This window comes from Pseudomonas sp. R4-84 (assembly GCF_054130985.1).
Map to the genome: position 1 here is coordinate 3,243,860 of NZ_CP096390.1, position 13,185 is coordinate 3,257,044.

Annotated in this window: 12 protein-coding genes and 1 pseudogene; 12 read left to right on the plus strand and 1 reads right to left on the minus strand. The window is 58.1% G+C overall.

Going from position 1 to position 13,185, the window contains the following annotated elements:
• Positions 1–407 precede the first annotated feature (407 nt).
• The 12 genes and pseudogenes from M1D68_RS14505 to M1D68_RS14560 all read left to right on the plus strand — a co-directional run bounded on the left by M1D68_RS14505 (position 408) and on the right by M1D68_RS14560 (position 11,577).
• Positions 408–839, plus strand: a complete 432-nt coding sequence (locus tag M1D68_RS14505) for a LexA family protein (RefSeq protein WP_420763597.1) — start codon at positions 408–410, stop codon at positions 837–839.
• Positions 826–2,106: a translesion error-prone DNA polymerase V subunit UmuC gene (gene umuC, locus M1D68_RS14510; RefSeq protein WP_457967310.1), complete on the plus strand. Its 1,281-nt coding sequence runs from the start codon at positions 826–828 to the stop codon at positions 2,104–2,106. Before M1D68_RS14505 ends, umuC begins: the two co-directional genes overlap by 14 nt.
• A 191-nt stretch (positions 2,107–2,297) precedes the next feature.
• Positions 2,298–2,541: pseudogene (locus M1D68_RS14515) on the plus strand (LysE family translocator); the annotation flags it as partial.
• Positions 2,542–3,015: 474 nt separating this feature from the next.
• The gene (locus M1D68_RS14520; protein WP_434559357.1) at positions 3,016–4,005 is read left to right on the plus strand and encodes an aldo/keto reductase; all 990 of its coding nucleotides are present in this window, start codon (positions 3,016–3,018) and stop codon (positions 4,003–4,005) included.
• Entirely contained in the window at positions 4,002–4,592 is a 591-nt protein-coding gene (locus tag M1D68_RS14525; protein ID WP_434559359.1) for a flavodoxin, read from the plus strand. The genes M1D68_RS14520 and M1D68_RS14525 overlap by 4 nt, the downstream gene beginning before the upstream one ends.
• Before the next feature lie 25 nt (positions 4,593–4,617).
• Complete coding sequence (locus M1D68_RS14530; RefSeq protein WP_457967313.1) at positions 4,618–5,610, plus strand: aldo/keto reductase; 993 nt, start codon at positions 4,618–4,620, stop codon at positions 5,608–5,610.
• Between the two features lie 59 nt (positions 5,611–5,669).
• The gene (locus tag M1D68_RS14535) at positions 5,670–6,164 is read left to right on the plus strand and encodes a (R)-mandelonitrile lyase (protein ID WP_434559363.1); all 495 of its coding nucleotides are present in this window, start codon (positions 5,670–5,672) and stop codon (positions 6,162–6,164) included.
• 201 nt (positions 6,165–6,365) lie between these two features.
• On the plus strand, positions 6,366–7,139 hold the full coding sequence (locus M1D68_RS14540; protein ID WP_457967315.1) for a carboxymuconolactone decarboxylase family protein: 774 nt from the start codon (positions 6,366–6,368) through the stop codon (positions 7,137–7,139).
• A 127-nt stretch (positions 7,140–7,266) separates the two neighbouring features.
• Positions 7,267–8,211 carry an alpha/beta hydrolase gene (locus M1D68_RS14545; protein WP_457970727.1) on the plus strand — a complete coding sequence of 315 codons (945 nt, stop codon included), beginning with the start codon at positions 7,267–7,269 and terminating at the stop codon, positions 8,209–8,211.
• A gap of 73 nt (positions 8,212–8,284) precedes the next feature.
• On the plus strand, positions 8,285–9,325 hold the full coding sequence (locus M1D68_RS14550) for an alpha/beta hydrolase (protein WP_434564117.1): 1,041 nt from the start codon (positions 8,285–8,287) through the stop codon (positions 9,323–9,325).
• An 81-nt stretch (positions 9,326–9,406) separates the two neighbouring features.
• On the plus strand, positions 9,407–10,300 hold the full coding sequence (locus M1D68_RS14555; RefSeq protein ID WP_339555750.1) for a LysR family transcriptional regulator: 894 nt from the start codon (positions 9,407–9,409) through the stop codon (positions 10,298–10,300).
• A 281-nt stretch (positions 10,301–10,581) separates the two neighbouring features.
• Positions 10,582–11,577 carry a hypothetical protein gene (locus tag M1D68_RS14560; protein ID WP_457967318.1) on the plus strand — a complete coding sequence of 332 codons (996 nt, stop codon included), beginning with the start codon at positions 10,582–10,584 and terminating at the stop codon, positions 11,575–11,577.
• A gap of 108 nt (positions 11,578–11,685) precedes the next feature.
• Here M1D68_RS14560 and pdxR read toward each other — a convergent pair whose 3' ends face one another.
• Positions 11,686–13,167: a MocR-like pyridoxine biosynthesis transcription factor PdxR gene (gene pdxR / locus M1D68_RS14565; protein WP_457967320.1), complete on the minus strand. Its 1,482-nt coding sequence runs from the start codon at positions 13,165–13,167 to the stop codon at positions 11,686–11,688.
• Between the last annotated feature and the right edge of the window lie 18 nt (positions 13,168–13,185).

The following is a 13,185-nucleotide window of genomic DNA, read 5'->3' on the forward strand; positions in this document are numbered from 1 at the left end:
GGGTACCGTTGCCAAAGGAAAGCGGCTGGGCTAATGAGGTAGCTGTCCATATGCCTACACAGAACGTGAGGCCTCTGCAGGGCTACGGTGTCCGTCTCCGCTCAATCATCGGCATCAGAGGCCAAGGAAAGCGGCTGAATCAGATGCGAGCCCTGATTGCGAACATTTCCGACATCCTTGCCAACCTTGTACCAATGAAAGTCTGTTGCTGGTCGACAATGCTCCATCGCTAATTCGCGCGCTCGGTCAGGTGGCGTGTCGGGATCAATCCATTCACGAGCATGCTCAGGCGCCATGCGTCCGCACATGCTGTCACCCGTCGAATAGTGCTGCTTATGACATTGACCGCAAGCGATGCAAATCGTTAACTGTATATATGTACAGTTAATCCCTTTAAGGCTTGCACCATGAGCATCACCATCCTGGGCCTGTTGGCTACCGGCGGCGAGAAGCTGCCTCTTTATTCATTCAAGGTGCCTGCGGGCTTCCCTTCGCCCGCTGCTGACCACATCGAAAAGCACATTTCCCTGGATGAGCTCTTCGATGTACGAGCTCCCCACGTCTATCTCGTGAGGATCGATGGCGACAGCATGCAGGGCGCGGGGATCTATTCGGGGGATATGGTGGTGGTTGATCGAAGCATAGATCCGATCAGTGGGGACATCGTTATAGCTGCGCTTAACTCCGAGCCACTGCTCAAGCGTCTGCATTTGCGCGACAACGCCGTAATACTTCTGTCGGAAAATCCCAAGTATCCGGCAAGGCACGTGATGGAAGGCGACGAACTCATGATTTGGGGTGTAGTGAAATACAGCGTCCGCGATCATGACAACACGTGAACCTGTCTTCGCCCTGATTGACTGCAACTCGTTTTACGCCAGCTGCGAGCGCGTCTTCAGACCTGACCTCGCGAAGACACCTATTGTGGTGCTGTCCAACAACGATGGCTGTGTAATTGCGCGTAGCTACGACGCAAAACCTTTCGTAAAGATGGGCCAGCCGTACTTCCAAATCAAAGATCATCTACGTCGGCATGGGGTTGTGGCGTTCAGCAGTAATTACGCTCTGTACGGCGACATGAGCGAGCGTGTCATGACGATCATTGAATCGTTAGTACCGACGCTTGAGGTCTACAGCATTGATGAGGCGTTCGCCGACCTCACCGGTATCCCAGGTGATTTATCTGCGTTTGGCCGGCACATGCGTTCTACCCTTCTCAAACGCACTGGCATTCCTGTCGGGGTTGGAATCGCCCACACCAAGACGCTGGCCAAGCTTGCCAACCATACCGCCAAGCGGCTGCTGGATATCACGGGCGGCGTAGTGGATCTCTGTGATCCCTTCAAACGGGATTGGACGCTGCGCAACACTGATGTCGGCGAGGTCTGGGGCATCGGCAGGCGCATGAAGGCGCATCTGGAAACAATGGGGATCCAGACCGCGATGGACTTGGCCAAAGCCGACCCGTGGATGCTTCGTCAAAAATTCAGCGTGGTGATCGAGAAAACCGCTCGCGAACTTGCCGGCACCCCATGTTTGGAGTTGAGTGAGGCTGATCCACCCAAGCAGGAGATTTGTTGTAGCAGGATGTTCGGCACGCGGCTCACCGAGATTGAGCCAATCAAGGAAGCTGTCGCTACCTACACACAACGCGCGGCGGAAAAGCTCCGAGCTCAAGGCTCGCTGTGCAAGAAAATCCGCGTGAACATTAGAACCGGCATGTTCAACCCTCAGGAAGCGAAGTATGCGAACGGGGCGTTGGTCGCATTGCCTTACCCGACCAACGACGTGCGGCTCATGACCAAGGCCGCAACCGAAGCGGTAAACCGTCTATTCCGGCCTGGCTTCAAGTACAGCAAAGCAGAAGTTTTGCTGATGGATCTGCGCCAGCCTGGCGAATTCACTGATGATCTGTTCGCTCATTCTCAACCCGTCATGGCTGATAAGGTGATGAGTGTTTTGGATGAAATCAATGGTCGATGGGGAAAGGGGGTTATTCGGATAGCGAGTGTGCCTGCAGCGCCTGGTTGGGCAATGCGTCGAGAGCTGATGAGTCAGAGCTATACGACGAAGCTTGATCAGTTGTGGACGGTGAAAGCCCGCTAGCGAGGACGCGTTCGGCATCTGCTGCTTAAAAAATGCGCCTCCTATGCCGACTACTTACGGCCCAGAGTGTGTAAAAACACAACTACGCTCAAAAGCCCTGTATCGAATTTTTTCGTTGTACGTGGAAGCCGCGCACGGCTTTGAACTGAATGATGACCGTCCCCTGCCTCAACATTCGCAACGGAATGCAGATGATCGATGTTCCCGCCGTTTTGACAGTCTTTTTGGTTTACCTGGCCGGTGTCGTTATTTCAGGGCCAAATTTCGTTGCAGTAGTCCACAAAGCGGTAGCTGCTACGCGGTCAGGAGTTTTGGCCTTGGCAGTCATTCATCCAAGGGGTCGTTACGAACATTGGCAATCCTAAATCCATGGTCACCCACGTTTCACCCAGCACGTTTTTGTCGATGCTGGCAGTCGTAGTGGTGGTTTCGATGACTGGTATTCTTCGATGCCGTGGTAGCTGCGTTGGAGTAAATCCGCGCCCCGGATGACGTTAGTCTTCGCGGCGCGGAACGACGACAACTGCGGGAGCAACGAAGATCGACGCTGTTCCGTCGGATAATTGCAGGTCTCCGTACGCGTACGGCGCGAGGCTTCATTACAGATCTGGCTGCGTACAGCACCGGCTCAATTAGAGCGCATTGAGACAGGCAGCTTTCGGCTAAAAGCGGACGGTCGATTATTATCGAACGCGCACGTTAAGCCTGATTCTGTGCCAGAAGGAATTCTGGATGGGGAACTGAGTATGTCTTTGCTAAGAGCGCCTGGGCTTCTTTTAGGGCAAGGCGCCACCTTCCTCTCTTCTTGGACTGATGAGCAAACCTCATGAACCCTTGCCGATCTACCCGTCTAGTCTCCACTCGTGAGCTGGCTTACTGTTTCCCCAACGCAAACGTCGGGAGATCGAAATGCACAAGCGCACACTCGGAAACAGTTCACTCGAAGTGTCAGCCCTGGGCTTGGGTTGCATGGGCTTGAGCCATGGCTACGGCCCGGCGACTGACACGCAACAAGCCATTACGCTGATCCGTTCGGCGGTTGACCGAGGCGTTACGTTCTTCGATACCGCCGAGGTTTACGGCCCGTACCTGAACGAGCAAGTGGTGGGTGAGGCATTGGCGCCAGTTCGCGACAAAGTGGTTATCGCCACCAAGTTCGGCTTCACCTTCGGTGCCGACAATAAGCAGCAGATTCTAAATAGTCGCCCTGAGCACATTCGACTCGCCGTCGAAGGCTCATTGCGCCGACTTAAGACCGATTTCATTGATTTGCTTTACCAGCATCGGGTTGACCCGGACGTACCGATTGAAGACGTCGCAGGTGTAGTGAGAGATCTGATTGGCGAAGGCAAGGTCAAGCATTTCGGCCTGTCGGAAGCCGGTGCGCAAACCATTCGCCGTGCACATGCGGTACAGCCAGTCACGGCGCTGCAAAGCGAATACTCATTGTGGTGGCGTGAGCCTGAGCAGGAAATCCTGCCGACGCTCAAGGATCTGGGGATCGGCTTCGTGCCTTTCAGTCCACTGGGCAAGGGTTTTCTCACCGGCACAGTAGCGGCCGACGCCACATACGGTAGCGACGATTTTCGTAGCATCGTGCCGCGCTTCAGCCAGTCAGCACTACAAGCCAATCAAGGGTTGGTGGTGTTGATCCGCCAGATAGCCGCGCAAAAAAAAGCGACACCGGCGCAGATTGCGTTGGCCTGGTTGCTCGCGCAGGCGCCGTGGATTGTGCCGATTCCCGGGACGACCAAATTGCATCGCCTGGAAGAAAACCTTGGCGGCGCGGACGTCATCCTCGACGCGGCCGAACTCCAGTCCATTGACACCGCACTGGCGCAGATCCGCATCGAAGGCGAGCGTTATCCCGAGGCCCTCAAGGCGCGCGTCGGGCGATGAACAACGATCACGATCCTCTACGGCGCACGGTCATCGCCGCACTGGCGAGCGCCCCGTTGCTGTCATTCGCCGACACGCAAACCGCCAGCGAAATACCACGTTCAGGCTCGCGAATTCTGGTGGCGTACTTTTCCCGCTCCGGCAATACCCGCGTGGTCGCCGGGCTCATCCAGCGCCGATTGGGTGCCGACCTGTTCGAGATCCGTCCGGCCAAAGCCTATCCCGAGGACTACCTGCAAACCGTGGAGCAGGCGCGTCAGGAGCGCGACAGCCGCTTCGAGCCCGAGCTGGAAAGCAAGGTTCACGCTATGAGCGACTACGACACGATTTATCTTGGCTTTCCGATCTGGGGTGAGACCACCCCGCCTATCGTGCGTACTTTTCTGAGCGCCCACGACCTGACTGGTAAAACCCTCATCCCCTTCACCACCCACGGTGGTTACGGCTTGGGCAATAGCCGCAGCGTCCTAGAAAGGCACGCGCCCAAGACTAAGGTGATGGAAGGTTTTGTGATGGAGGGTGAGCAAGAGCGCAAGACCATGGAGCGCGTGAATGGCTGGCTGAGCGACCACCCTCTCAAGCGCTGACCGATTTCTGGATTGGAGAAGCACCATGAAAACACGCACTTTGGGCAACGGCCTGGAAGTTTCCGCATTGGGCCTCGGCTGCATGAGCATGACCTCCGCCTACGGCCCGGCCGCCGACAAACCGAGCATGATCAAGCTGATTCGCTCGGCCCATGAGCAAGGCATCACTTTGTTCGACACCGCCGAGGCGTATGGCCCATTCGCGAATGAAGAGTTGTTGGGCGAGGCCTTGCAACCGATCCGTGAACAGGTGGTCATCGCCAGCAAATTCGGTTTCGATATTGACCTGGTCACCGGCGCACGAGCCGGCGGCACCAATAGCCGACCTGAGCATATCCGCGCCTTGGCAGAGGCGTCGTTGAAGCGTTTGCGCACTGATCGCATCGACCTGTTTTATCAGCATCGCGTTGATCCGCAAGTGCCGATTGAAGATGTGGCCGGAACCGTCAAGGAGCTGATCGCCGAGGGCAAGCTCAAGCATTTCGGCCTGTCCGAGGCCGGTGTGCAAACCATCCGCCGGGCACACGCCGTGCAACCGCTAACAGCGGTGCAGAGCGAGTATTCGCTTTTCTGGCGTGGCCGAGAGCATGAACTGCTTGGCGTACTGGAGGAACTGGGTATCGGCTTCGTGCCGTTCAGTCCACTCGGCGCGGGCTTCCTCACGGGGCAGATCGATGAGAACACCCAGTTTGACGTCAGCGACTTCCGCAATTTGGTCCCGCGTTTTTCACCTGAAGCGCGCAAGGCCAACCTGGCGTTGGTCGGCGTGGTGAAGGCCGTTGCCAAGCGCAAGCAGGCGACGCCTGCACAAGTCGCACTCGCCTGGTTGCTGGCGCAGAAACCATGGATCGTGCCGATCCCGGGCACGACCAAACAACACCGACTGGAAGAGAACCTGGGCGCGGTCGAACTGGAACTGACCGGCGACGATCTGCGTGTGATCAATGAGCAGATGGCGCAGATCCAGGTGCGGGGTGAACGTTTGCCGAAATCGGCGCTGAAAATGACCGGGCTCTGAGCCTTGCCACCGCTGCTCCGGGCTTGGAGCAGCTTCACTGTCTGACAGGAGTTCATTCGATGAACCGGTTGATCGCACCGCTTGTTGCCTTGTCGCTGTTGAGCGCAGAAACCCAGGCCGCCAGCGAAATCCGCATCATCCAGAACGGCGCCCAGCCCTCGATCAAGGGCGCCGCTGAAAACTTCACCGGCGCGGTACGCGTTGATGGCCTGTTCAAGGGTGATCTGCCGGCGCGCATCGGCGGCGGCACGGTGACCTTCGAACCCGGTGCGCGCACCGCCTGGCATAGCCATCCGTTGGGGCAAACGCTGATCGTCACCGCCGGGGTAGGCTACGTGCAGCAAGAAGGCGGGCCGCGACAGGAAATCCATCCGGGCGATATTGTCTGGATTCCGCCGCACACCCGTCATTGGCATGGTGCCACCGCCAGTAACGGCATGACCCACATCGCGATTGCAGAAGCCGAGGACGGCAAGACCGTGACTTGGGCAGAGAAAGTCTCGGAGGCGCAATACGCCGGCAAAATGAAGTTACCGAATGTGTCGAAACCGTAGCGCAGCTCCTTCGCGTTGAGCCATCAAAACTCCTCAAGCCCCCGTATTTGTGCGGCAACGCCAGGTTTCAGCGGCAATCGTAAAAACGACTCATGAGTTTTGCTCAGGAGTCCTTGCGCAATATCGGGGTTAATCACCACAACCGTCCTCCGTACGATCCAGCGATACCGCAGTGATCCGCAATGGACGGAGCTTTTCACGATGACCACAGACGCAAGCAAGGTCCGACCCCATCCTGCGCTAATGGCGCTCTGTCTGAGCCTTGGGGTGATGTTCAGTGCTACCACTCCAGCCGCCGAGGCATCGCAAACCATGACCCGCACACAAGCCAGCGCAGAAACGCTGTCGAGCAAACAACAGGCGATTCCCCTGATCGCAGCGTTCATGGCGACCAGTGACATGCCCTCACTCAACGCAGCGCTCAACGAAGGTCTCGATGCCGGCTTGACCATCAGTGAGACCCGGGAAATTCTGGTGCAGCTCTATGCCTACGTCGGCTTTCCGCGCAGCCTCAACGCCCTGAACGAACAGATGACGGTGGTGCAGATGCGCAAGCAACGTGGCATTGAGGATGCACCGGGGCGTGAGCCAAGCCGTGCCACTCCAACCGGTGATGATCTGCTGGCGGCCGGCACGGCAAATCAAACGAAGATTTCCGGTTCCCCGGTCAAAGGCCCGGTGTTCGAGTTCGCTCCGGTGATCAACCGGTTTCTGCAAACCCATCTGTTTGGCGACATCTTCGAGCGCGACAACCTCGACTGGCAAAGCCGCGAACTGGCCACCGTCGGGGCGCTGGCGGCGACGCCGGGTGTGGAATCGCAATTGCGCTCGCACATGCTGGCGAGTCTGCGCGTCGGGCTCAGCGCAGCGCAGACTCGCCAAGTCATCGAGCAGTTGAAAAAGCACGGCGATGCACAGACCGCCGTGCGTGCAGATACGGCGCTGACCCAGGCCCTTGAAGCTTCGGGGAAATAACATGAAACATGCAAAACGCTTGTTCAGCATCACCCTGCTCAGCCTGTTGGCAGCCTGCGCGAACCAGCCCGATGGTTCAGGCCCTTTACTGATTCAGGCGCAAGGCAGCTTCGCCGCCGGTGGAACGATGACCACTGCGCCGGGCACGTTCAACCCGCGCAAGCCGATGGCTCCGGATGGCCAGACCTATCACGGTGACCATGCCTATACCTTCTACCAAATCCCGATCGATGCCCGGAAACTACCCATCGTCATGTGGCATGGCGCAGGCCAGTTCTCCAAGACCTGGGAAACCACCGCCGACGGCCGCGAAGGCTTCCAGAACATTTTCCTGCGCCGCCATTTCGGTGTGTACCTGATCGACCAGCCGCGACGTGGCAATGCCGGCCGCAGCATGGTCGAGGCGACGGTCAAACCGACGCCGGACGAACAACTGTGGTTCAACCAGTTTCGCATCGGCTTGTGGCCCAACTATTTCAACGGTGTGCAAGTAGGCAAGGATGCACAGACGCGCGAGCAATTCTTCCGGGCAATGACACCGAACACCGGGCCGTTCGACATGGGTGTGGTGTCTGATGGTGCGTCGGCGGTCTTCGACAAAATCGGCCCCGGCATTCTGTTCACGCACTCGCAAGGTGGCGGGCCGGGTTGGCTGACCGCGATCAAGAATGACAAGGTGAAGGCCATTGTCGCCTTCGAGCCGGGCAGCAGCTTTGTCTTCCCGCAGGGTCAGGTGCCCGCGCCGATCCCCAGTGCCTTCGACACGGTGCAGGGTGCGGCCGTGCCGATTGATCAGTTCATGGCGCTCACGCGCGTTCCGATCCTGATCCTCTACGGCGACAACATCCCGGAGCAAGCCGTTGACCTGCCCGCTCAGGACAGTTGGCGCGCACGGCTGAAGATGGCCCGGCTTTGGCGCGATGCCGTCAACCAGCGCGGCGGTGACGTAAGGCTGATCCATTTGCCGGAGATCGGCATCAAGGGCAATACCCACTTCCCCATGTCCGATTTGAACAACGTGCGGATCGCGGATCTGGTGTCGAGTTTCTTAAAAGAAAAGCACCTGGACTAACCAGGGCTCACATCCACTTTTTCCAACTGCCCTTCTTTTGATTGCTCAGGAGTTTCAAGTGATAAACACCTTTATGAAAGCCACGCTTATGTCGGCGCTGGTTGGCCTTTCTGCGGGCGAAGCCGGCGCGGCGGACTACAAAAAAAACCCGCTCACACTGGCTTACGACGGCGCCATTACCAGAAACGAACCGGGCAAGGTCAGCATCCATCCGGTCAGCTACAAGCTCAACGGCCTGGACATCGCGGCCAACGTTTACACCCCGGCCAACTACGATGCGAAGAAGGTCTACCCGACCGTTGTGGTCGCGCATCCGAACGGTGGCGTCAAAGAGCAGGTCGCTGGTCTTTACGCCCAGCGCCTGGCCGAACAGGGCTACATCACGATCACCGCCGATGCGGCCTACCAGGGCGCAAGTGGCGGACAGCCTCGCAGCATCGACAAGCCGGCGTATCGCATCGAAGACATCCATGGCATGGCAGACTTCATCAGCCAATATGCGGGGGTCGATAGCACGCGCCTGGGCCTGCTCGGGATCTGCGGCGGCGGTGGCTATTCGTTGGCCGCCGCGCAAACCGACAAACGCTTCAAATCGCTGGCAACCATTAGCATGTTCAACTCCGGTCGGGTGCGTCGCAACGGCTACAACGACTCGCAACTGGACAGCGTTCAGCAACGCCTGCAACAGGCTTCCGCTGCGCGCGCTCAGGAGGCGGCCGGCGGTGCTGTGTTTTATTCGGGTGACGCCAACCTCACCGACGAGCAGATCGCCAAGCTGCCCTTCGAGCTGTATCGCCAGGGCTACGAGTACTACTGGAAAACCCACGCGCACCCGAACTCAACGTTCAAGTACACCACCAGCAGCCTGTTGGACCTGATGCGTTTTGACGCGACCAATCAGATCGAGTTGATCAATCAGCCATTGCTGATGATCGCCGGCAGCAAGGCTGACAGCCTGTACATGACCCAGGATGCATTTCCCAAGGCCACCGGCACCAAGGACAAGGAATTGCTCATCATCGACGGCGCCACCCACATCGAAACCTACTGGGTTCCGCGTTATGTCGACGCGGCAATGGGCAAGCTGACAACGTTCTACGCACGAACCCTTTGATGGGCTGTTCGGGGATCGCGTATCGATGCGGAACCTGCTTACATGGAATAATTACGCGATCCCCATGAGAGGCTCTCATCGATGTCACGCGCCAATCTCAACGATCTGCAAGCCTTCGTGATCATTACCCGCGAAGGCAGCTTCACCCGCGCTGCGGCACAGCTGGGCGTCTCCCAGTCTGCGCTAAGCCATACTCTACGTGCCCTTGAGACGCGACTCGGGGTTCGTCTGCTGACCCGAACCACCCGTAGCGTATCCCCTACCGAAGCAGGACAACGGTTATATCAATCCATGGCGCCGAGGTTCGAAGAGATTGAACTCGAACTGGCAGCGGTCAGCGAGTTTCGTGACACCCCGGCAGGGAACGTGCGGATTCAAGCGTCCGAACATGCAGCCAACAATATTCTATGGCCCAAGTTGCTGAAGGTGCTTCCCGACTATCCGGACATCAAGGTCGAAATCACCGTCGACTACGCACTCTCCGACATCGTCGCGCAGCGCTATGACGCAGGGGTACGGCTTGGGGACCAAGTGGCCAAGGACATGATTGCCGTTCCTATCGGGCCGTCCTTGCGCATCGCGGTCGTGGGCTCACCCGAGTATTTCAAACAGCGCCCAGTGCCAAAGGTGCCGGGTGATCTGGCCGCACACAATTGCATCAATCTGCGCCTGCCCACCCATGGAAGCCTGATGCAATGGGATTTTGAAAAGGATGGTCATGAACTCAAGGCGCGCGTTGAAGGACAATGGACGTTCAACAGCAGCGTGCCGATTCTGCGTGCCGCCGTTGCGGGATGTGGGTTGGGTTTCCTTCCGGAAGATATGGTTGCCAAGGAGATTACCGAGGGAAGCCTTGTGCGAGTGTTGGAAGATTGGTGCCAACCCTTTGCCGGTTACCATCTCTATTACCCGAATCGCCGTGAACATTCATCTGCGTTTGGCGTTGTAGTTGAAGCGTTGCTATACAAGCGCTGAGTCATCGACCATCAAGCCGTCTCAATTTTTACCCCCGCCTCACAAGCCCGCGGTTAAGCATATGCTTTGGATCGATTGCAGTAGTGGACGAACGGCCGCAATGGGCCGATTGCGGCCGTTCGTGAAACGCATCAATTGGCTACTGGCTGAACATCCCGGTGCGAATGCTCACGTGCCTGATTACGCGGCATCGGAGTAAAATTGACTCAACGTAACGGCTCGCCCTCTTTGTGTCGTAGGTGCGTGCAAACCCCATCACCCGTTCAGGAAGTTTGGCTCGCATGATCCCCGTTGCACTGCCCTCCGCCGAACTACTGCTTTACCTTGCCTTTTTCGTCGCCACGACGCTTTTCTGGTTCGGGTGGACGATAAGGCTGGTGGTTCGATATATCAAAGGTCGCTGGCGCCGCCCTCTCCTCCTGCCTTACATGCTTGTCACCGCGTGTGCGCTTTTTACCCTGTGGCAGTCCGCGGCTTTTTATGTGCAGATGCGCAGCTATGAACGGGAGAGAGAGGCAAGTTATCGCCCGGAACTAGTAGAGCCGATGCGCCTTGGCCAGATCGACATGCCCAAAGGCACAAAACTCGAATTAGCCGTTGCGGATCATCGGGAATCCTTCAAACGAGCCGTGTTTCCAAGCCCTGTGCGCATGCTCGATATGGATGCCGTCGAAGTAGCCCGCTACATCGCGATTCAAACCAACGAAAAATACGAAACGGTGGGCTTCACGCCAGAGAACATGCGGCTAACCGGCCACGGCACGACGATGCAGATCGGCTGGCGGTGCAATGCGCTGCAACCGGTGGAGTTTGAGCTCAAGCCAGATGGCGGCGTATCGAGGTTCAGCACCTGTACGCTTGCTGATGGCAATGTAGTCGATGGCATCACCTTGCCCGAAGGCACCTCGCTCCGGGCTTCGACCGGCAATGTCTATGCCGATGGGTTTGTAGACTCTGGCCGGTGGGTTCTCCATATGCCGGAAGGCGTACCCGTGCGTATCGATAATTTCGAGCTTGCGGATGCCAGTATTGCGCTCGACGCAGAGCGAAGGCTCTATGAAGTCAGAAGTGCGGTGCTTTCGAGCGTTGCCACACTCGCAGGGCGCCGTTATGCGGCGGCAAGCGCTATCCGCTTCAATCCGCTCCATATCCGGGAAGACTATGCGGGTGCCTGGTTGATAACCCCACCGCCGAGCCCCGACGGCTCACAGCCGGTAGCGCCTAAGACCATCGTGCAGCGCAGAGACGGAAAGGTGTTGGCCACACTTACTGACTAAACTCGCGATCGATTAACTGAATGGTTGGCCCAGCATGTGCCGGTCCCCTTGCCGGGGGTGCCGAAAGGCAGAGCCGACAGCAACAGGTGCAAACCACTTGGTCCTTCTTCACTGCGAGGGCTGGTTGGCCCTGAGCAGGTGCGCCAGTTTTCCCGCAGCACTTTTTACCTGGGCGCGGGTGAGCGCGGCAAAGCCCAAGACAAACGCTGGTCCTGGTTGAAGGTTGTGACAAGAATGGCGAAGCGGTTGCAGCTGCAGCCCGACCTGTTTCGCTGCTTCGACTAGCTGGTTTTCGTTTTGGTCTGCAGTCAGCCAGAGAATCAAATGAAAACCCGCGTGTTCACCGCTAATGCGATAGCGCCCCGGCGCCTGGGTGCGCAAGGTATCCAGCATGATATCGCGCAGGATCTGGTATTCCTGCCGGGCGCGGCGTAGATGGCGTAGAAACGCGGGGCCGCGCATAAATGCCGCTAGGCCCAGTTGTTCAGAGATTCCCACGCTGCGTCCCACCGTGTGCCACAGGAGGAGAATCTGACTATGCAGTTGCGGCGGCGCGAGCAGATAACCGAGTCGAAGGTTGGAAAACAGCGCCTGGTTAAAACTCCCGCAGTACACGACCCGCTGCATGGCATCGATGGATTTGAGCGCGGGCAACGGAGCGCTGTGGTAGTTGAATTCGCTGTCGTAATCGTCCTCGATGATCCAGCCGTTGTTCCGCTGCGCCCAGTTGAGCAATTCCAGGCGGCGGGTGGCTGACATGATTACCCCGAGTGGCGACTGATGCGCCGGGGTGACATAAGCCAGGCGACAGTTAACCGAGTCTGAGAGGGCGCGCAGATCAACACCTTGCTCATCGATGGGGGCATACAGCAGCGATGCTCCCGCCTCGGCAAAAATGCGGTGCACGGCCGGGTAGCCTGGGTCTTCCACGCACACCTTGTCGCCAGGTTGCAGTACGCACCGCGCCACCAGGTCGATGGCATGGCGGATACCGTTAGTGATCAGTACGTGTTCGACCTGACAATCGATACCGCGGTGGTTGCGCAGGTACCGTGCGACCTGTTCCCGTAGCGCCCAGGCGCCTTCGGGCTCTGCGCTACACATCTGCTCGGGCGTCATCGCAGCCATGGCACGTTGCAAATGGGCCGCCCATTCAGCGGGTGCAATCAACAGCGGATTGGCCAGTCGAGCAACAAATGGCACACCTACCTGAGCGCGATTTTCGGCTTTCGATCCGGCCGACGTGGGGGGGGGCTTGGTGGATTTTTTCGGTGTGGGTGGTGTGGCGCGCGGTGCACTCACCGCTTTGAGGTAGCTGTCGGGGATAACTGCACTCACGTGGCTGCCCGAGCCGACTCGGCGAAGGATGTAGCCTTCGAGCTGTAATCGCTCGAACACGGTTTCCAGCGTGCCGCGGGCAATTCGCCAGCGCAGCGCAAGCTCTCGGGTGGACGGCAGTCGATCGCCCGCGCGCAGCAGGCCATTCAGGATCGCTTCACGTATGGCCAAGTAAGCCCGCTCCTGTTTCGTCGTGGCGTTACCTTCTGGAGGCAGGGGCAGGTCCATCGCAACGGGGGTTTTACCTTTCATAATGGTCCATTTAAAGAT

Excerpts from the sequence above, each read along its gene's own strand:
- M1D68_RS14550 (WP_434564117.1), top strand. The coding sequence starts at position 8,285 with ATGAAAGCCACGCTTATGTCGGCGCTGGTTGGCCTTTCTGCGGGCGAA.
- M1D68_RS14560 (WP_457967318.1), top strand. The coding sequence starts at position 10,582 with ATGATCCCCGTTGCACTGCCCTCCGCCGAACTACTGCTTTACCTTGCC.
- M1D68_RS14555 (WP_339555750.1), top strand. The coding sequence starts at position 9,407 with ATGTCACGCGCCAATCTCAACGATCTGCAAGCCTTCGTGATCATTACC.
- umuC (WP_457967310.1), top strand. The coding sequence starts at position 826 with ATGACAACACGTGAACCTGTCTTCGCCCTGATTGACTGCAACTCGTTT.
- M1D68_RS14505 (WP_420763597.1), top strand. The coding sequence starts at position 408 with ATGAGCATCACCATCCTGGGCCTGTTGGCTACCGGCGGCGAGAAGCTG.
- M1D68_RS14535 (WP_434559363.1), top strand. The coding sequence starts at position 5,670 with ATGAACCGGTTGATCGCACCGCTTGTTGCCTTGTCGCTGTTGAGCGCA.
- pdxR (WP_457967320.1), bottom strand. The coding sequence starts at position 13,167 with ATGAAAGGTAAAACCCCCGTTGCGATGGACCTGCCCCTGCCTCCAGAA.
- M1D68_RS14530 (WP_457967313.1), top strand. The coding sequence starts at position 4,618 with ATGAAAACACGCACTTTGGGCAACGGCCTGGAAGTTTCCGCATTGGGC.
- M1D68_RS14520 (WP_434559357.1), top strand. The coding sequence starts at position 3,016 with ATGCACAAGCGCACACTCGGAAACAGTTCACTCGAAGTGTCAGCCCTG.
- M1D68_RS14545 (WP_457970727.1), top strand. The coding sequence starts at position 7,267 with ATGACCACTGCGCCGGGCACGTTCAACCCGCGCAAGCCGATGGCTCCG.
- M1D68_RS14540 (WP_457967315.1), top strand. The coding sequence starts at position 6,366 with ATGACCACAGACGCAAGCAAGGTCCGACCCCATCCTGCGCTAATGGCG.
- M1D68_RS14525 (WP_434559359.1), top strand. The coding sequence starts at position 4,002 with ATGAACAACGATCACGATCCTCTACGGCGCACGGTCATCGCCGCACTG.